Origin of the sequence: Citrobacter meridianamericanus, assembly GCF_041320245.1 — a bacterium.
Lineage (GTDB): Bacteria > Pseudomonadota > Gammaproteobacteria > Enterobacterales > Enterobacteriaceae > Citrobacter > Citrobacter meridianamericanus.
The window spans coordinates 2,024,958-2,044,639 of the sequence record NZ_CP101036.1; the positions used below are offsets into that span (position 1 = coordinate 2,024,958).

The 19,682-nt window shown below is 54.0% G+C and carries 12 protein-coding genes; 3 read left to right on the forward strand and 9 right to left on the reverse strand.

All coding sequences use genetic code 11. From position 1 onward, the window contains the following. Positions 1-79: 79 nt before the first annotated feature. From yegQ to NMD08_RS09615, 7 genes are all read right to left on the reverse strand, one after another. Positions 80-1,441 carry a tRNA 5-hydroxyuridine modification protein YegQ gene (yegQ, locus tag NMD08_RS09585; protein WP_151219777.1) on the reverse strand — a complete coding sequence of 454 codons (1,362 nt, stop codon included), beginning with the start codon at positions 1,439-1,441 and terminating at the stop codon, positions 80-82. A gap of 166 nt (positions 1,442-1,607) precedes the next feature. Beyond that, positions 1,608-2,330, reverse strand: a complete 723-nt coding sequence (baeR, locus tag NMD08_RS09590; RefSeq protein WP_187258726.1) for a two-component system response regulator BaeR — start codon at positions 2,328-2,330, stop codon at positions 1,608-1,610. Next, positions 2,327-3,730 carry a two-component system sensor histidine kinase BaeS gene (baeS, locus tag NMD08_RS09595; RefSeq protein ID WP_370620038.1) on the reverse strand — a complete coding sequence of 468 codons (1,404 nt, stop codon included), beginning with the start codon at positions 3,728-3,730 and terminating at the stop codon, positions 2,327-2,329. The genes baeR and baeS overlap by 4 nt, the downstream gene beginning before the upstream one ends. After that, on the reverse strand, positions 3,730-5,142 hold the full coding sequence (locus NMD08_RS09600) for an MFS transporter (RefSeq protein ID WP_187253374.1): 1,413 nt from the start codon (positions 5,140-5,142) through the stop codon (positions 3,730-3,732). The genes baeS and NMD08_RS09600 overlap by 1 nt, the downstream gene beginning before the upstream one ends. Continuing rightward, on the reverse strand, positions 5,139-8,219 hold the full coding sequence (gene mdtC / locus NMD08_RS09605) for a multidrug efflux RND transporter permease subunit MdtC (protein ID WP_286544324.1): 3,081 nt from the start codon (positions 8,217-8,219) through the stop codon (positions 5,139-5,141). Before mdtC ends, NMD08_RS09600 begins: the two co-directional genes overlap by 4 nt. Beyond that, positions 8,220-11,342 (reverse strand): MdtB/MuxB family multidrug efflux RND transporter permease subunit, encoded by a 3,123-nt coding sequence (locus NMD08_RS09610; protein WP_210904581.1) that lies wholly within the window; start codon positions 11,340-11,342, stop codon positions 8,220-8,222. It abuts the gene before it with no gap. Next, positions 11,342-12,589, reverse strand: coding sequence for an MdtA/MuxA family multidrug efflux RND transporter periplasmic adaptor subunit (locus tag NMD08_RS09615; RefSeq protein ID WP_187253371.1), 1,248 nt, complete (start codon positions 12,587-12,589; stop codon positions 11,342-11,344). Before NMD08_RS09615 ends, NMD08_RS09610 begins: the two co-directional genes overlap by 1 nt. A 278-nt stretch (positions 12,590-12,867) precedes the next feature. Here NMD08_RS09615 and NMD08_RS09620 point away from each other — a divergent pair, with 278 nt between their 5' ends. Then, positions 12,868-12,927: a type I toxin-antitoxin system Ibs family toxin gene (locus NMD08_RS09620; protein WP_151219965.1), complete on the forward strand. Its 60-nt coding sequence runs from the start codon at positions 12,868-12,870 to the stop codon at positions 12,925-12,927. Between the two features lie 99 nt (positions 12,928-13,026). Here NMD08_RS09620 and yegD read toward each other — a convergent pair whose 3' ends face one another. Continuing rightward, positions 13,027-14,379, reverse strand: coding sequence for a molecular chaperone (gene yegD, locus NMD08_RS09625; RefSeq protein ID WP_187258730.1), 1,353 nt, complete (start codon positions 14,377-14,379; stop codon positions 13,027-13,029). Positions 14,380-14,515: 136 nt separating this feature from the next. On the opposite strand from yegD, the gene alkA reads away from it, so the two are divergent. Beyond that, a complete protein-coding gene (gene alkA, locus NMD08_RS09630; protein WP_252837745.1) occupies positions 14,516-15,385 on the forward strand; it encodes a DNA-3-methyladenine glycosylase 2 in 870 nt (289 codons plus the stop codon). On the opposite strand, the gene NMD08_RS09635 is transcribed toward alkA, so the two are convergent. Next, positions 15,353-18,682 (reverse strand): diguanylate cyclase, encoded by a 3,330-nt coding sequence (locus tag NMD08_RS09635; protein WP_370620041.1) that lies wholly within the window; start codon positions 18,680-18,682, stop codon positions 15,353-15,355. The two genes, alkA and NMD08_RS09635, sit on opposite strands and share 33 nt — an antisense overlap. A gap of 315 nt (positions 18,683-18,997) precedes the next feature. Between NMD08_RS09635 and udk the strand changes: the two genes are divergently transcribed. Further along, complete coding sequence (gene udk, locus NMD08_RS09640; RefSeq protein WP_151219770.1) at positions 18,998-19,639, forward strand: uridine kinase; 642 nt, start codon at positions 18,998-19,000, stop codon at positions 19,637-19,639. The last annotated feature ends 43 nt before the right edge of the window (positions 19,640-19,682 follow it).

Below are 19,682 nucleotides of genomic sequence, written 5' to 3' on the forward strand. Positions count from 1 at the left end.
GATAATACCCTTAATGAACGAAACGGTATGTGATCGATTTCTAAGAATCTTCCGTACGCTGAAAAATAACCGTAATTAACTACTTAGCATGCGGGTTGCGTGTGGACTCACCGGCAAAATTACGCATCAACAATGCATAATTCAGATCGATATCCTCCGGTACTGGCATCCAGACGGTGTAGCCGTCACCCGGTGCAACCGGCATTGCTTCGCCTTTCGCGTTTTCCATCTGCTCGAGAGTAAAGTTGATGTTGCCTTGTGGGGTCATCAGCTCCAGGCTGTCGCCGACGGTGAATTTGTTTTTCACCAGTACTGCCGCCAGTTCACCTTTACGTTCACCAGTGAATTCACCGACAAACTGCTGGCGCTCGGAAACGGAGAAGCCGTATTCATAGTTCTGATAGTCGTCATGCGTATGGCGGCGCAGGAAGCCTTCGGTGTAACCACGATGTGCCAGACCCTCCAGCGTTTCCAGCAGTTGCGGGTCGAACGGTTTACCGGCTGCGGCATCATCAATCGCTTTGCGATATACCTGTGCGGTGCGCGCGCAGTAGTAATAGGACTTGGTGCGACCTTCAATTTTCAGCGAATGCACGCCCATTTGAGTCAGTCGTTCAACGTGGGCAATAGCTCGCAAATCCTTCGAGTTCATGATGTAAGTACCGTGTTCGTCTTCAAACGCGGTCATATACTCACCCGGACGTTGGGCTTCTTCGATCATAAATACTTTGTCTGTAGGCGCGCCAATCCCCAGCGTCGGCTCAACGTTTTGTACCGGGATAGGCTCGTATTTATGCACGATATTGCCCACCACGTCTTCTTTGCCTTCCTGCACGTTGTATTCCCAGCGGCAGGCATTGGTACAGGTGCCTTGGTTCGGGTCACGCTTATTGATGTAGCCAGAGAGCAGGCAACGGCCGGAGTAGGCCATGCACAGCGCACCGTGCACGAAGATCTCAAGCTCCATATCCGGCACCTGGGTGCGGATCTCTTCAATTTCTTCCAGCGATAGCTCGCGGGAGAGGATCACGCGGGTCAGCCCCATCTGTTTCCAGAACTTCACCGTTGCCCAGTTTACGGCGTTAGCCTGTACTGAAAGGTGAATGTCCATCTCCGGGAAGTTTTCGCGCACCAGCATGATAAGCCCCGGGTCTGACATGATCAGGGCATCCGGCCCCATTTCCACCACCGGTTTCAGATCACGAATGAAGGTTTTCAGCTTGGCGTTGTGAGGGGCAATGTTCACCACCACGTAGAATTTTTTACCCAGTTCATGGGCTTCATTAATGCCGAGCTGCAGGTTTTCGTGGTTGAATTCGTTGTTGCGTACGCGCAATGAATAACGCGGTTGGCCCGCATACACGGCGTCTGCGCCATAGGCGAAAGCGTAACGCATGTTTTTCAGCGTTCCCGCCGGGGAAAGGAGTTCCGGTTTAAACATAATTTTCTCGTTCTGATGACAGGTCAGACTCGCCACACTCGGTGAGGCGGTTAGGGGAGTGCCCCCATATTAAGGGCGGGCATTGTAGCGCTGAGGGGCGGGCAGGTAAAGTCATTGTACCTGGTGGTCGCTCCGCCTTATCTGACATCGGTTGGGCTATCTCTGATTACACAATTCGGCACGCATCGGCTTCCCAACGATACCCTACGCCATAGACCGCGCGGATAAATGACTGCTCCGCATCCAGCGACTCCAGCTTGCGTCGCAAGTTCTTAATATGGCTGTCGATAGTGCGATCGGTAACCACGCGGTAATCGTCGTAGAGATGATTGAGTAACTGTTCGCGGGAGAAGACTTTTCCCGGTTCATGTGACAGCGTTTTGAGTAAGCGAAATTCAGCGGGCGTTAAGTCGAGCATTTTCCCACGCCAGGACGCCTGAAAACGACCTTCATCGACAATCAGCGGGCTGGCTGCATCCATTTGTTGCAGTTCGCGCTGCGGTTTGCAACGGCGCAGAATCGTCTTCACGCGAGCGACAACTTCGCGCGGGCTGTAAGGTTTGCAAATGTAGTCATCTGCACCGATCTCCAGCCCCAACAGGCGATCTATTTCTTCAATTTTGGCGGTTACCATCATGATGGGGATTTCCGAGAAACGACGAATCTCCCGACACAGAGTCAGACCGTCGGTACCGGGCAGCATCAGATCTAACAAGATCATATCGGGCGGTGTCTGCCGCACAAAAGGCAGAACCAAATCACCGTGGCTGATAAGCGTAGGGGCATAGCCTGCCGCTCGCAGGTAGTCGATAAGTAGTTGCCCCAGCTTGGGCTCGTCTTCCACGATCAGAATACGCGGCGTGTTTTCATCAATGGGTAACTCAGTCATACATCTCTCTGTAAATCGCGTTCCAGCGGAAACTCTACTGTAATGCTAACCCCGCCAAAAGGCGAATGGGTGGCGCGGATCAGACCATTATGCGCCTGTACGATATTGACGCAAATCGCCAGCCCCAGTCCGGAACCTCCGCTGGCGCGGTTACGCGAGCCTTCGGTGCGATAAAATCGCTCGAACAGCCTTTGCAACTGGTCGTCACTGACGCCAGGAGCGGAATCAGCGAAGGTTAATAAAACCATACGCTCACGTTGTTCGGCACTGATGTGCAGTCCACCGCCGCTGTCGGTGTAGCGCAGGCTGTTTTCCAGCAGATTGTTGAACAACTGCATCAAACGATCTCTGTCACCGAAAACCGCCATACTGTCCGGGAGCGAAAGCTGTATGGTCAGTCCACGGCTGGCAAAGCGTTCACGAAATGCGCCGCTTGCCACTTCCAGTAACGGGATAAGATCCAGCGATGTTTTCTGATAGGCCAGAGCGCCCTCATCTGACATGGAGAGCTGATGAAGATCGTTAACCAGCTTGGTGAGTGTACCGACTTCAGCCTGTAAAGAGGCCACCGACTCGGGCGTAAACTGGCGTACGCCATCCTGAATAGCCTCCAGTTCACCGCGCAATACTGCCAACGGCGTGCGCAGTTCGTGAGAAATATCGGCCATAAAATCACGGCGCATCTGCTGGTTTTTTTCCAGCGTACTGGCGAGCTGGTTAAAGTCCAGCGCCAGTTTACCTAGCTCATCCGTACTGGTCGGCGCAACGCGAGTGGTGAAATCGCCAGCCGCCAGTTTGTGTGTGCCTTCCACCAGCCGTTTGACCGGTGCCAGCAGGCTGCGCGCCAGCGTAAACGTTGCCAGCGCCGCCAGGATCGTGGAGAGCGCGACGATAAGCCAACTGGAACGTCTTTGCTGCTTGTCGAAATTGATATCCGTATTACGCGTTAAGCGCTCCACCGGTGAGGCAATCACGGCACCCACTTCGCTACCGTTAACGCGGATGGGATGGCGCATACCGTCACGGGGGACCGGGGCCCGCGGGCCGACCAGCACGCGGGCATTTTGATCGACAACCCAAAACTGCGTACGCCAGCCGTGTGGCGGCATGGCTGGACCCGGTTTATCATCGTCATTGTCGTGTTCAAAAGAACGCAGGATCTGAAAAACAAACCGATCGTTATTGCGCAAGAATCGCCAGTTGCCATGTTGCTCATACTGTTCGCCGAGCGCATCGCTGAGCATTTGCAGCCGCTGTTCGTTACCGTTCTTAATATAATCGATAAAACCGCGTTCGAAGCTTATGCGTACGGCCCAGTGCATGCTGATCAGCAACACAATGCAGGTGGCGAAAATCGCCAGAAACAGTTTGCCGGTGATACCGGGCCGCCAGAACTTCATCAGGTGCTCCTTTTGCGCCGTGAAATCACCGCGTTGGTTTGCGTGTCATTCGGCACGCGGGAAAAAATGATAGCGGGCAGCGCAATAATGAGTGCAATGCACAGCCAGGTATACATAAAGACGTTATGCGTACTATTGCTGTCAACGGTGATATGTTGCTGGCCAAACATGCCTAACAGCAGACCCGCGATAGTTACCCCGATACTCATCGACAGCTGCATGATCATCGACAGCAGGCTGTTGCCGCTGCTGGCGAGATCGTCAGGCAGATCTTTTAGCGTCAGGGTGTTCATGGATGAAAAGCGCGTTGAGTTGACCATTCCCTGTAAGAACAGCACGAAGGGCAGGGCGTAATACCAGCCGAGTAGCGCGGTGGTCATCAACAGCACACAGACCAGCGACAGGCCAAGCGTAGTAGCGACCAGTACGCGACGGTAGCCAAACCGGTTAACGACCTGCACCACAATGCGCTTCATGCCCATACTGCCCAGCACCATCGGGATCATCATTAACCCGGCATGAAACGGTGAAAAACCGAGGCCAATCTGTAAAAACACCGGCGTCATAAACGGCAGCATACCGCTGCCGATGCGTCCGGCAAAACTACCAAACAGACCTAGTGAGAAGGTCGATGTGCGAAACAGATTTAAGCTGAATAGCGCGCGGGGATTTCGATGAGCGTGTTTCAGATACAGCGTAATTGCCAACACCCCACAGATAACCAGCGCCGCCAGCGTGATACCGGAGAGGCCGGTTCCTTTGCTACCATCGAGCGCCAGCGTCAGAACTGCCATACCGACCGCCAGCATCGCGAATCCGGAGAGGTCGAAGCGTCGGGTTTGCATGGTGTAGTTGGGCATCAGCATCAACGTTGCTATCGCGCCGACAATACCTACCGGAATGTTAATCAAAAATATCCAGTGCCAGGAGGCGTACTCAACCAGAATACCGCCTAATGCCGGTCCCAGTAATGGACCAATCTGACCGGGCAGTGTGACAAACGTCATTGCCGCCATATATTGCTCGCGCGGGACGATTTTCATCACCGTTAGCCTGCCGACCGGCACCATCATCGCACCGCCAACGCCTTGTAAGACGCGTGCCATCACCAGCTCGTTGAGCGTGCTCGACCAGGCGCAAAACAGCGAACCAAGTGTAAACAGAATGATGGCGCTGAAGAAGATATTACGCACGCCGACTTTGTCTGCCAGCCATCCGCTGGCGGGCAACATGACGGCAACGGTTAATACATATGACACAATGACCATATGCATATGTAACGGGCTTTCCCCGAGGCTTGCCGCCATCGAGGGAAGCGCGGTATTAACGATGGTGGTATCCAGCGATTGCATAAAAAAGCCGAATGCCACAATCCAAAGCTGCCAGCGGGTGCTGTCGGGAAGTTCTGTCATAACTCTGCTACCGGTTTGCTGTTTTTACGCGAAAAACGCAGACGCAGACGGTCGAAAAAGAGATACACCACGGGCGTGGTATACAGCGTCAGGAGTTGGCTCACGACCAGGCCGCCGACTATGGTTATCCCCAACGGCTGGCGCAGTTCAGAGCCATCTCCTGCGGATAACACCAGCGGCAGCGCGCCAAACAACGCTGCCAGCGTGGTCATCATGATTGGGCGAAAGCGCAACAGGCAGGCCTGGAAAATGGCTTCCTCCGGCTGCAGCTTGCCGTTTCTCTGTGCTTCCAGCGCAAAATCGACCATCATGATGGCGTTTTTCTTCACAATGCCAATTAATAGCATGATCCCTATCAGGGCGATTAGGCTGAACGGGGCATTGAACAGCTCCAGCGCCAGCAAAGCCCCAACGCCAGCGGAAGGTAGCGTGGAGAGAATGGTCAGAGGGTGAACATAGCTTTCATACAACATGCCCAGCACGATGTAGACCGTGGCGATAGCGGCGATGATCAGGATCACCTGTGACTTCATGGTGTCCTGAAATACTTGTGCTGTACCGGCAAAGCTGCCGCGCACCGTGGAGGGAACGCCGAGTTGGGTCATTGTTCTGTTGATGGCCTCTGTCGCCTCAGATAAAGAAGAGCCTGTCGGCAGGTTAAACGACACGGTTGAGGCGGCAGATAAGCCCTGATGGTTAACCGACAGCGGGGCATTCGCCGGTTGCCATTTGGCAAAGTACGATAACGGGATCGCCTTACCGTCATTGTTGATGACGAACATTTTGTCCAGCGCGCTAATGTCCTGGGTGTAACGTCGATCGACCTCCATCACCACTTTGTACTGGTTCATCGGCTGGTAAATAGTCGAAATTTGCCGTTGGCCAAACGCGTTGTTCAACAGGCTGTTAGCGGCTGCGACGTCGATCCCCAGACGCGACATGGTGTCACGATCGTAGGAAAGGTTCATCTCCGCACCATTATCCTGCTGATCGGAATTGACGTCCGCCAGTTGGGGCAGGGCGGCAAGCGCCTTACGGATTTTCGGTTCCCACTCACGAAGCGCTGCGAGATCGTCGGACAGCAATGTGTATTGATAGCTGGCGTTGGCCTGGCGTCCACCGACGCGAATATCCTGGACTGCCATCAAAAACAGATTCGCGCCCGGCTCTTTTGCCAACTTCACTCGTAGGCGGTCGATCACCTGCTGAGCGGTTTCGCGGCGTTCATCGCGCGGCTTGAGGGTAATAAACATCATCCCACTGTTAACCCGGGAACCGCCTGTAAAACCAGTGACGTTATTTACTGCCGGGTCGTCGCGGATGATCTTCATAAAGTCCTGCAGTTTGCCGCGCATAGCCTGGAAAGAGATGCTCTGGTCGGCCTGGATCCCTCCCATCAATACGCCCGTATCCTGCTCCGGGAAGAAGGTTTTGGGAATGGAAATATAAAGCCAGATATTCAGCGCAATAGTGCCGAGCAACACCACACCCACCATTCGCGTGTGGCGCAACACCCATTTAAGCGAAGTGCCGTAACTCTGCTGCAGTGCTACCAACACACGACCAAATCCCCGTTTACGCGACTGTTCACGCGGGGCACTGGATTTGAGCATCCAGCCGCACATCATTGGCGTTAATGTGAGTGACACCAGCAGCGAGATACCGATGGCAACTGACAGCGTGACGGCAAATTCGCGCAGCAGGCGCCCAGGCAATCCCCCCATTAACAGCAGTGGCAGGAATACCGCCACCAGCGACAGGCTCATAGAGAGCACGGTGAATCCCACTTCGCGCGTGCCCTGTAATGCCGCCTGCAGTGGCTTCATGCCCGCTTCCAGATGGCGAGCAATATTTTCCAGTACCACGATGGCGTCATCCACGACAAATCCCGTCGCAATGGTCAGCGCCATCAACGACAGGTTATTCAGGCTGAATCCGCACAGATACATGGCGGCAAAGGTACCAATCAGCGAGACCGGAACCGCTACTGCGGGGATCAGGGTCGCGCGCCCGGAACGCAGGAAAACAAAGACCACCAGGATAACCAGTGCTACAGAGATAATCAGCGTCTGTTCGACTTCCTCCAGTGAGGCGCGAATAGTCGGCGAACGGTCCTGGGCAATTTGCAGGTCGATGGCGGCCGGGACTAGTGTTTGTAACTCCGGTAATTTGGCGCGAATGCTGTCTACCGTCTGAATAATATTGGCTTCCGGCAGTTTGCGGATCATCAGCAGGATGGCGGGTTTGGCGTTGGTCATCCCCGCGTTACGAACGTCCTGTACCGAGTCGGTTACAGACGCAACGTCACCAAGCCGCACCGCCGCGCCGTTGTTATAGTGGATGATAATCGGTTGGTATTCGGCGGCGGTTTTCAGCTCATCGTTAGTTTGTACCTGCCAGCGATGGGTATCATTCTCGATTGCTCCCTGCGGCTTACGCACGTTGGCGTTGTCGATCGCGCTACGCACGTCGTCCAGTGACACCCCCTGGTTAAACAGCGCTTGCGGGTTGAGTCCGACCCGTACGGCAGGCAGAGAACTCCCGCCGACGTCCACGTCACCCACTCCGTCGATTTGCGCGATGGTTTGTGCCAGTTGGGTCGATGCGAAATCGTACAGTTCACCCTGCGAGTAAGTGTCTGACGTGAGCGTCAGGATCATTATTGGCGCATCGGAAGGGTTGGCTTTGCGGTACGTTGGTCGGCTTGGCATCCCGCTGGGTAACAGGCTTTGCGCCGCGTTAATCGCGGCCTGAACGTCCCGCGCTGCACCATTGATGTCACGGTCGAATTTGAATTCGAGAATAATGCGCGTACTGCCAAGCGAACTGCTTGAGGTCATTTCGTTCACACCCGCGATGCGCCCCAGCGAGCGCTCCAGCGGGGTCGCGACCGAGGAGGCCATTGTTTCAGGGGAGGCACCGGGTAATGATGCGCTGACCATTATCACCGGAAAATCCACCTGCGGCAGCGGAGCGACCGGCAGCAGTCGAAAACCCAGAATACCGCACAGGGTGATAGCCACCGAAATGAGAATGGTCGCCACCGGACGATGAATGAAAAGCGCGAAAAATTTCATTTACGCTTCCTCTTCCTGGCGCGGGAAGCGGTTTTTCACGTACAGCGACAGGCGGTCAAACAGCAGGTAAATCACCGGCGTAGTAAACAGGGTTAACACCTGACTTACCAGCAGCCCGCCAACCATGCCAATCCCTAATGGGCGGCGTAACTCTGCGCCCACACCGGTACTTAACATCAGCGGCAACGCGCCGAGCAGCGCTGCCAGCGTCGTCATCAGGATTGGACGAAAACGCAGTAAACACGCCTGGAAAATGGCATCGCGCGGCGCCATACCCTGTTCGCGCTCCGCAGCAAGGGCAAAGTCGATCATCATGATGGCGTTTTTCTTGACGATACCGATCAACAAAATAATGCCGATGATCGCGATGACGTCCAGTTCGCTGCCTGCAATCATTAACGCCAGCAGTGCTCCGACACCCGCTGTAGGCAGCGTGGAGAGAATGGTAATCGGGTGAATAAAGCTCTCGTACAACACGCCGAGCACGATATACATCGCCACAACCGCGGCCACAATCAACCAGATAGTGTTGCCCAACGCGGCCTGGAAGGCGAGGGTACTGCCCTGGAACTGGGTGGTAATATTCGCGGGCAGGTTAAGCGTTTTTTCGGCATCCAGAATTGCCTGTACCGCATCGCCCAGCGAATGATCTTCCGGCACGTTGAATGAGATGGTGGTGACCGGGAACTGATCGAGGTGGTTAATCGACAGAGGGGCGAAACGCTGTTCAATGCTGGCGATCGCGCTGAGCGGTACCATGCCGCCGTCACTACTGGTCAGACGGATAGTGTCCAGCGCGGCAATGCCTGGCGTATTATTGGTGTCATGTTCTAACACGACGCGATACTGGTTGGCCTGGGTGTAGATGGTTGAAATCAGTCGCTGGCCGAAGGCGTTATACAGGGCATTATCGACATCCGCCATGCTAATGCCTAAACGGCTGGCGCTGTCGCGATTGACATTCACATACGCCACCAGTCCTTTATCCTGCCAGTCGCTGCTGACGTCGGACAGTTGCGGTAGCTGCTGTAGTTTTGCTAACAGTTGTGGAACCCAGGTGCTGAGGGCATCCAGGGAAGTTGCTTGCAGCGTAAACTGATATTGCGTCCGGCTAACCTGAGTATCAATCGTCAGGTCCTGGGTCGGCTGAAGGTAGAGGTCAACGCCGGGGACTCTGTCAACCGCGTCCTGTAACCGGGCGATCACTTTCTGTACGCGATCGTCACGTTCATCCAGCGGTTTAAGGTTGATTTGCAAACGCGCGCTGTTTAATGCCGGATTCGTACCATCCACGCCAACAAACGCGGTCAGGCTCTCTACCGCCGGATCTTTAAGGATGACATCTGAAACCTGTTGCTGGCGCTGGGCCATGCTGGCAAACGAACTGGACTGCGGTGCCTGTAGCGTACCCTGGATAATACCGTTGTCCTGGATCGGGAAGAAACCTTTTGGGATGAAAACCCATAGCATGACGCTCAGTGCCAGCGTGCCGAGTGCCACGCTCAGCGTCAGCCAAGGGTGGTTTAGTACTTTTGCCAGCCAGTGGCCGTACCCGGCAATGACGCGATCGAACATGCGCTCCGAGGCGCGGGAGAAGCGGTTTTGCTTGCGCAACGAGGCTTGACTAAGCATACGCGCGCACATCATCGGCGTGAGGGTAAGTGAGACGACGGCGGAAATCAGAATTGCCACGGCCAGCGTAACGGCAAATTCACGGAATAATCGGCCAACGATATCACCCATAAACAACAGTGGAATCAGGACGGCGATCAGCGAAAATGTTAGCGAGATGATGGTAAAACCAATCTCGCCTGCACCTTTCAGGGCGGCAGTCAGCGGTTTCTCGCCTTTTTCAAGGTAGCGTGAAATATTCTCAATAACCACGATAGCGTCATCCACCACAAAGCCCGTTGCGATGGTGAGCGCCATTAAAGTCAGGTTGTTGATGGAGAAATCAAGAAATACCATCACCGCGAAAGTGCCGACTAGCGATAGCGGTACGGCGACGGCGGGAATAATCGTCGCCGGAATATTGCGCAGAAACAGGTAGATAATCATCACCACCAGTGCTATTGCCAGCATCAGCTCAAACTGGGTGTCTGCAACAGAGGCACGAATATTGGTTGTACGATCTGAAAGCACGCTGACATTGACTGATTTGGGCAGACTTTCGGTGAGCTGCGGCAACATTTGACGGATACTGTCTGCCGTGGAGATGATGTTCGCCCCAGGTTGGCGCTGCACATTCATCACAATCGCTTGTTGCTTATTGGCCCACGCGCCCAGCCAGCTATTTTCTGCCCCTTGTTCGACGGTAGCGACATCGCCCAGGCGCACCGGCGCGCCGTTTTTATAGGCCACAATCAGTTGACGATATTCGTCCGCGGACTGCATCTGGTCATTGGCTGAAAGCGTGACGGCACGCGTTGGGCCATCAAGACTCCCTTTCGCTGAATTAACGTTGGCTCCGGTGATGGCCGTACGGATAGTTTCGCTGGTCAGACCGAGGGCGGCAATGGCCTGAGCGTTAAGCTTCACGCGGACCGCCGGACGTTGTCCACCGGAAAGGGTTACCAGACCAACGCCGGAAACCTGAGAGATTTTCTGCGCGACGCGGGTTTCGACCATATCTTCCACCTGCGTCATCGGCATGGCGCTGGAAGTGACCGCCAGCGTCATGATTGGTGGATCTGCCGGGTTTACCTTGCTGTAAACCGGTGGGTTGGGCAGGTCGTTTGGCAGTAAATTAGTGGCGGCGTTAATCGCAGCCTGAACTTCCTGCTCGGCAACATCTAACGGGAGCGTCAGTTGAAACTGCAACGTGACGACCGATGCGCCGCCGGAGCTTTGCGAGGACATCTGCTTCAAGCCAGACATCTGTCCGAACTGACGTTCAAGCGGTGCGGTGACCGCCGAAGTCATGACGTCCGGGCTGGCGCCGGGGTAGAGCGTAACGACCTGAATTGTTGGGTAATCAACTTCCGGCAAGGCGGCGATCGGCAGGAAGCGATAACCGATAATACCGGCCAGTAAAATCGCGACCATCAGCAACGTGGTGGCGACGGGGCGCAGAATGAACAGGCGCGATGGTCCGCCTGTATTGTCCGGAGGTAACGCCTGCATCAGGAATCGGCTCCTTTTTTGCCGTATCCGCGTGGCGCAGTTTTCTCGTCCGTCGCTAAGGCGTCATGCGCCTCAACGACTTCGACTTTTGCGCCTTCCGTCAGGCGGTCAATACCGTCAGTTACGACCCGATCACCTGCGGACAACCCCGCGGCGATTACCACTTTTTGGCTATCCTGAATACCCGGTTTAACCAGATGTTTGCTCACTTTATTATCGCTGTTCAGCACCCAGACAAAGTGGCCTTCATTGCCCATCTGCAGGGCGGCTGTTGGGATCACCACGGCATTTTGCTGCGTGTCGACCAGCATGCGGGCGTTGACGAACTGGTTAGGGAATAACGCATCATCCTGATTGTTAAAACGGGCTTTAACTTTGATGGTTCCTGTAGTGGCATCAATTTGATTGTCGAGACTGAGCAGGACGCCTTCACTCAGTTTTTGTGAATTGGTTCGGTCCCAGGCTTCGACTTTGAGCGGCTCCCCCGATTTTTGTGCCCGCAACACGGTGGCGATGTCGTTTTCAGGCAAGGTGAATATCAGGTCGATGGGATGCGTTTGCGTAATGACGACAATCCCGGTGGTATCGCCGCTGGATATTTGGTTACCCACATCGACCTGTTTCAGACCGACGCGACCATCGACAGGGGCGGTTATCCGGCTCCAGTCGAGCTGCAGTTGGGCGCTGGCGACGCTGGCCTCATCCGCTTTAATCGTCCCTAACGTCTCATTGACCAGCGCCTGCTGGGCGTCCAGCTCCTGGCGGGAGACCAGATTGGTTTTAACCAACTGTTGATAGCGGGCAAGATCGCGACGGGCATTCGCCAGCGTGGCTTTATCTTTTGCCAGTTGCCCCTGCGCCTGAGCCAGAGCGACTTTGAACTGACTGGGGTCTATCTCAGCCAGCAGATCGCCAGCTTTTACCTGCTGCCCTTCTTCGAAATGTAAGGCGATGAGCTGTCCGTCCACCCGGCTACGTACCGTGGCGGTATTGGCGGCAGTAATGGTTCCCAGCCCTGTCAGGTAACGCGGAACGGCTTCCTCGGTGGCGGTGGCAGCCTGAACGGGAGCTAACGGTCCGGAACGCATTCCACGCCGTCCTGACCCTGGCGTTTGCTGCGCTGGTTTGGTCGCGCCCGGTGCGGTTTCCTGGGAAGCGCTGCGGCTTTGCCAGAACCAGATTGCGGCGATGGAAGCCACGACGATCGCGATTGCTATCACCCAGCGGGATTTATTACTGCCTTTCATTCTTATGAGTTTCTCATCCTGAAACGATTCGCGGAATGATACTAGTTTAGCCAGTGAACAAGGGTGAAAGATGGAGGAATTATGAAACACTGTCTGGATTCGTCTGAATGCCGATGCGGCTTTGCGAGGCGTTACGCAACAATCTGCGGCGAAAATAGCGAATGCGTCATTGTGCGTTAGAGTGCAGCCAAGGCAAAAGGAGGTAAGCCAGAGATTTCAGCGGGACGCTGGAACGGGAAAGACCCTCCCGAGGAAGGGACCAAAATAAGGAAAGGGTTATGATGAAGCAGGTCATCATACTGGTGATACTCTTCGTCATTAGCTTCGCGGCTTACTAAGACACCAGGGGGAGGGGAAACCCTCCCTAACCCTCACTCCTGAAAATAAGACACAGTAACGATGACGTCAATACGCGTACCTTTAAGCCTGCGGGCCACTTAGCGGAAAACAACGTCAGCCCAGCGGGCCAGTCCGGCGGTGACGGAGCCGAAATCATCGCCGCCCGCGATAGGGATCCCAGGAAGCTGCTCGGTGAGAGCCTTTTTGATCAACGGCGAACGCGCGCTGCCGCCGGTCAGGTAAATCACGTCCGGTTTTTCCTGTGCGTTTTCCAGCGCCAGTTGCACCTGCTCCAGAATACGCGCCAGGGGTTGATTAAGTGCAGTTTCCAGACCGTGCTGACTGATATCGGTTGCCAGCGTGTCGCTGATAAACGGGATCGCCGCTGTAACGATAGTCTGGTCGGAAAGCGCAATTTTGCTCTCTTCTGCGCTGCGCACCAGGCGGTAGCTCAGACGCTCGCGCCAGACTTTAAGCAACAGTGCGACTTTATCGGCTTCTCTCGCGTCGCGGACAAGATCGTTGAGCAAGCGACCGTTGGCGCTACTGTAGAAATCACTTTGCGCGGGAACATCGTTGATCGCGACCGCATTCCACCAGGGAAGAATAGGTAAGGCGATACCTTTTTCCGTTTCTCCCCCCATGCCGAGCAGCGGCATCAGGTGTTTAAACGCCAGCGCGATGTCCAGATCGTTCCCGCCTACGCGACAGCCACTGTGTCCCAGCAGGCTATTTTCGCGATCGGCGCGCTGATGCCATTGCGGCCCCATCAGCAGCAGTGAACAGTCGGTCGTACCTCCGCCAATATCCACCACTAACACACGTTTTTCTTCCAGTAGCGTGGCTTCGAAATCCAGCCCAGCCGCGACCGGCTCGTACTGGAAGACGACATCCTGAAAACCGGCGCGTTTGGCCGCACGTTCAAGAATTCCTTGCGCCTGGGCGTTGGCATCATCGCCACCTAACCCCTGGAAGTTGATGGGGCGACCAATAACGGCCTGGGTGATCGCTTCCGGCAACTGATTTTGCGCCTGGTTGCGTATGTGCAGCATCATCGCGCAGACTAGATCCTCAAACAGCGCAACCTGCTGCGGCTTCAGACCGTTGGCACCCAAAAATGATTTTGGTGATTTAACAAAGTACACCTCTTCCGGGTCTGCAATATACTGACCCAGCGACGACAGACCGAACTGCACGCTGTTGACGTTAACGTCGATGTCTTCTTCGCGGTTAAAGCGCATTGCCCGGCGAAGCAGCGCCTGCGTTTCATCGTCCGTTGTTGGGACGTCGTGATGACGATACAACCACTCGCTGACTGCTTCACGCGTTGGCGCGCACAGCATTGAAGGCAGCAGCGTGCTGTTATTTTCCATTTTGAGCAGGTGTGGCTGCCCGTCACGCATAACGGCCACTGAACAGTTTGCCGTACCGTAGTCAAAACCAATAAACACCGTAAAAATCCCCATGCCAGTGAAGAAGGGGCGTGACTTTAACGAAATGTTGACGCCCCGACAACTGGAATATGAAAGCAAGGCGTATCGGTTGAATACCGTTTATGCTGTAGGTTTGCGTAAAAAGGAAAACTGAATGTTCACGCTGAGCTGGCAACCGCCTTATGACTGGCCCTGGATGCTGGGGTTTCTTGCCGCCCGTGCGGTTGAAGGTGTCGAAATTGTAGGTGAACTGAGTTATGTCAGAAGCCTCTCCGTTGAAGGGCATTGTGGTCTGGTACGCGTCGTCGCGGATCTGCAGGCCAACGCGCTACAGGTGACGTTGAGCCAGGGATTACAGCCGGTCTCCTCCGTGTGCCTGGAAAAAATAACGCGCCTGTTCGATCTGAACTGCTGTCCACAACAAATCACCAGCGCGCTAGGAAGTCTCGGTGCGGCGCGTCCGGGACTGCGTCTGCCGGGATGTGTCGATGTTTTTGAGCAAGGCGTACGGGCGATTTTAGGGCAGTTAGTCAGCGTGGCGATGGCGGCAAAACTGACGGCGAAAGTCGCGCTTGCTTATGGGGATATGCTGGAGGATGCTCCCGGGTACGTTTGTTTTCCTACGCCTGAAGCGTTAGCTAAAGCCGAACCATTGCATCTTAAAGCGTTAGGTATGCCACTCAAACGCGCTGAAGCGTTGATTTACCTGGCTCGCGCAACGCTTGAAGGAACGCTGCTGACAGCCGCGCCTGACGATATTGAGCAAGGCGTTAAGCAACTACAAACGTTTCCCGGGATAGGGCGCTGGACCGCCAATTATTTCGCGCTGCGTGGTTGGCAGGCGAAGGATGTATTTCTGCCGGATGATTATCTGATTAAACAGCGATTTCCTGGTATGACGCCAGCCCAGATCCGACGGTATGCAGAGCGCTGGATACCCTGGCGCTCCTACGCGCTCTTGCATATCTGGTATACAGATGGCTGGCAGCCGTCAGTTGATAGCGAAATTACTGGTATTCAGTAGCAGATCTATAGGTTGGGCGTCGGCAATAATGTCACCATAAATCATATCGATACCGATGCCAGAGAGCGTATCCATGATAAGCGGTAGTTGCACCGGGCCAGCGATGGTTTTAATGTCGAGGCGCTGGGCATGGCCCTGGATAATGGACACCCACATTTCGTCAATCAGGTCACCGTGGGCGCTGGCGCTTAGCTCGCTGTCGAGCAACAGGTAATCAACCATGTGATATTTCAGATTGTCAAAAAGCTCTAAATCACGGCCAACCTGACTTAACACAATTCGACAGCCGAACTGACGTAGCCGATGCAGGACGGATACTGCCAACGTAGCATTTGTTTTGATGACGATGGCTGGAACGGTCAGGTGCAACAACCGTGGCGGTAGCGGGCTGCGTTGCAATTGTTCCAGTAGCTCATCAACAAGTTCTGAATTGAGCAAACCTGCGGCGGAAAGGGGCAGGGCAATACTGAGCCCCTTGCTGGCGACTGCCGGAGCAGCGTTCTGGAAGAATTCGCGGAATACCCGGCGGTCGAGGGCTTGATTCAATGCGGGATCGACCAGTCCGGTACGGAAAGAATGCTCTTCAATCAGTTCGCCTTCCTCGGTGCCTAAACGTAATGAAACAAGCCAGAAGCTAAACGTCTCTGGTATACGCGGGGAGGCCACGCCCCTGGCGATCATCAGCATGGGGTTATGGGTGATGGAGTGTCTTTGTTCATCCAATGACAGTTGACTACGCGTGGCATGGGCCTGACTTTGCTGGGGTTCATAGACGCAGACTCGTCCGCGCCCGCTGTTTTTCGCCGCGTAGCAGGCGATATCCGCCTGAGACATAACCTCGGTCGCAACATGGTTTTTCTCATCAATCAATGTAATCCCCGCACTGGCGCCAATGCGGTGGAAGCGGCCTTCCCACATGAAGTGGTAATCGTTAATGGCGCTAATGATGCGGCCTGAGATAAAGCGGGCGCTTTCGATATTGCAATCTGGCAGCAACAGACCAAACTCGTCGCCGCCAAGGCGCGCCAGCATATCGCTGGATCGCAGCATGCTCAGCATCAGTGAAGAGAGTTCGCGAAGCAAGGCATCGCCCGCGGCATGACCTGCGCTGTCGTTCACTGCTTTAAAACGATCGAGATCGATAAAAACCAGCACATGATGTTGGCGTGCGTCGTGTACTGTATGCAGCAACTGTTTAAGATGGTTTTCAAAGCTGACTCGATTGGCCAACTGCGTCAGATCGTCATGCGAAGCGCTGTAGCTAAGCTGGCGCAGCATTTTACGCGACTCGGTGACATCCTGTATGACCAGCACCGAGCCAATGCTGCCGCCATCCAGGGTGCTAAGGGGCGTGATGCTGTACTGAATGTCATAACTGTTGCCATTGCGACAATGCAGCACCACTTCCTGCTCAATTGCGGTGCGGGACATGTCGGCACTGTAGATATTTTCCATCAGCGGGCCGTTATCACCGAAGGTAATACGCAGTACCGTCAGGAGTGGCATGCCGATCGCGCTTTCCTGCTGCCAACCGCTCATTTTCTCAGCGACCGGATTCATAAAGGTCACGTTCATATCGACATCAATACAAATCACGGCTTCGCCAATGGAATCAAGCGTAATGTGCAGACGCTCTTTTTCCTGATACAACGCTTCGTTAAGCTGCTTCACTTCGGTCATATCCATATTGATGCCAAGCAAGCGTTCGACTTCACCGTCTTTATTCAGCACCCGGTTGGCCAACGAACGGATATGCCGTACGCCATCTTTCACCGTGATACGAAACTCAAGCTTAAACGGAACCCGCGCGGCCAGCGAATCTCGAATCACATTTTCGGCGTGCTCGCGATCTTCAGGCACGAGGCATTGATACCAGACTTGCCAACTGGGTTTGATATGTGGGGGAACTTCATACAGATCGAACATACGCTTATCCCAACTGATCACATCAGGCTGCAGTTCCCATTCCCAAATGCCGATCCCACCGGCCTCATTCGCGAGAGTAATGCGCTCCATCAGCCGTTTATTAATCCACTCGGTATGCTTGAGATCGTTAATGTCTTCAACCTGGGCGATAAAGTAGAGTGGGGTATTGTCGCTATGACGTACCAGTGACACCGCCAGCAAGGCCCAGACAACCTCGCCCGCGCGGGTGTAATAGCGTTTTTCCATGGAATAGCTGTTGATTTCCCCGCGTGCCAGCATGTCCAACTGTTCGAGGTCATTATTCAAATCTTCCGGCCAGGTTAATTGCTGGAAGGTGAGTGAACGTAGCTCCTCCTGGCTATAGCCCAGAAACTGGCACAAGGCTTTATTGGCCTGCAGCCACTGCCCCTCGGTACCGACCAGCGCCATGCCAATCGCGGAATATTCCATCGCGTTGCGAAAGCGTAATTCGCTTTCTGAGATATGTTTGCGTTCAGCCCGAAATGCGTACATCACCATGGTCATCATATTGGCTGGCAGCAGGATCATTAAAAACGGCAGCCAGGGAATGCTGGTAAACATGTTCAGTTTGGGGGTGTAGAGCAGCGAAGGGTCGGCGGCCAACATCAGCGAAACCATCATCACGGTGCTGAGGAATATTAAAAACGCCTCCATTCGCGGCAGACGCACGGCGCTCCACATCAGCAGGACAATAACGCAGGTAAACGGCCATGGAATGTACATCATTGACAGCCAACTGAGCGTTAAGGTCACCAACAGTGTAATCAGGGTCTCAAACAGTAAACGTGGGTTGCGATGGCGCAACAAATAATGTGGTTTAAACAGTAAACCCAGCGGCACCAGCGCCAGCGCACCGATGGATTCTGACAGTACCCAAATGAGAAAGGTATTTAACGTAGTTTCCTTCGGCAGCAACATCCACATTAATATGCCGCCCAGCAGCGGCGGAACAACCGCGCTGCCAAATGCCAGGCGCGCCCAGTCGTTAAGATTTTGTAAAGGATTGTACCAGGGTAAAAGTTTACGCAAGAGCATTGCGCCAACGACAGCCTCAATAATGTTAATCGCCGTGAAGGTGAAATTCAGCGACTCACTGGGGAAGAAGAGCAAAGAAGCGCCGATGTTACCCAAAGAGCAGGCCAGTGCGATCCCCGGCCACATTTTTCCTGCATGACGGTAAAAGGCCACCATCATGATTGAGGTTGGGAACCACAGCGGTGCCAGCTGTGCGCCGAAACGTGATAGTTCGAGCGAGAACAGCGTAAAGATGAACGCCACCAGACCTAAACTGGCCAGGCGCAGTAGAGGATGAGGTAATGTAACTAAAACATGTTGGGATTGTTTACTCATTACCACTCTACCCAAATAGCCGATGACGCCCAGTAGAGACGCCGGAGGCATCACATTTAATCTGGGATTATGCTAGTACAAATAATTTACAATTTATACGCCAGCAGCTCATAAATTAACACTCTCAAGCTATTAATTCCTAAGCCATGGGAATAAATAAAGCACCTGCTTTAAAACTGACCATTTTAATTTGCGACAGGGACGGCATTGGTGCAGGCTGGGCTGGCATCGCGCCGCTGAAATCCCTATAATTGCCGCGTTTGGCGTTTCGACGCCGCCCTTCCTTACATCCAGGTTAATCAGGTCGCTAAATTTATGACTGATCAGTCCCATCAGTGCGTCATTATCGGCATTGCCGGCGCATCGGCTTCCGGCAAGAGTCTTATTGCCAGTACTCTTTATCGCGAATTGCGTGAACAAGTCGGTGACGAACATATTGGCGTTATTCCCGAAGACAGCTATTACAAAGATCAAAGCCATCTGTCGATGGAAGAACGTGTTAAAACTAACTATGACCATCCGAATGCGATGGACCACAGCCTGCTGTTTCAACATCTGCAAACGTTGAAACGTGGTTGTGCTATTGAACTGCCCGTGTACAGCTATGTCGAGCACACGCGTACGCAGGACACTATTCATATTGAACCCAAGAAAGTGATTATTCTGGAAGGCATTCTGCTGCTGACGGATGCGCGTTTGCGTGAAGAGATGAACTTCTCTATTTTCGTTGATACGCCATTGGATATTTGCCTGATGCGCCGTATCAAGCGGGATGTGAACGAACGTGGTCGTTCAATGGATTCGGTAATGGCGCAATACCAGAAAACCGTCCGCCCAATGTTCCTGCAATTTATTGAGCCTTCAAAACAATACGCCGACATCATTGTGCCGCGCGGGGGGAAAAACCGCATCGCCATCGATATTCTGAAGGCTAAAATTAGTCAGTTCTTTGAATAAGTTCAGCGAATTGTGTACCGTTCAGTGATAACCTGGTTCGCCC

Excerpts from the sequence above, each read along its gene's own strand:
- baeS (WP_370620038.1), bottom strand. The coding sequence starts at position 3,730 with ATGAAGTTCTGGCGGCCCGGTATCACCGGCAAACTGTTTCTGGCGATT.
- alkA (WP_252837745.1), top strand. The coding sequence starts at position 14,516 with ATGTTCACGCTGAGCTGGCAACCGCCTTATGACTGGCCCTGGATGCTG.
- NMD08_RS09610 (WP_210904581.1), bottom strand. The coding sequence starts at position 11,342 with ATGCAGGCGTTACCTCCGGACAATACAGGCGGACCATCGCGCCTGTTC.
- yegQ (WP_151219777.1), bottom strand. The coding sequence starts at position 1,441 with ATGTTTAAACCGGAACTCCTTTCCCCGGCGGGAACGCTGAAAAACATG.
- NMD08_RS09635 (WP_370620041.1), bottom strand. The coding sequence starts at position 18,682 with ATGAGTAAACAATCCCAACATGTTTTAGTTACATTACCTCATCCTCTA.
- mdtC (WP_286544324.1), bottom strand. The coding sequence starts at position 8,219 with ATGAAATTTTTCGCGCTTTTCATTCATCGTCCGGTGGCGACCATTCTC.
- baeR (WP_187258726.1), bottom strand. The coding sequence starts at position 2,330 with ATGACTGAGTTACCCATTGATGAAAACACGCCGCGTATTCTGATCGTG.
- udk (WP_151219770.1), top strand. The coding sequence starts at position 18,998 with ATGACTGATCAGTCCCATCAGTGCGTCATTATCGGCATTGCCGGCGCA.
- NMD08_RS09615 (WP_187253371.1), bottom strand. The coding sequence starts at position 12,589 with ATGAAAGGCAGTAATAAATCCCGCTGGGTGATAGCAATCGCGATCGTC.
- NMD08_RS09600 (WP_187253374.1), bottom strand. The coding sequence starts at position 5,142 with ATGACAGAACTTCCCGACAGCACCCGCTGGCAGCTTTGGATTGTGGCA.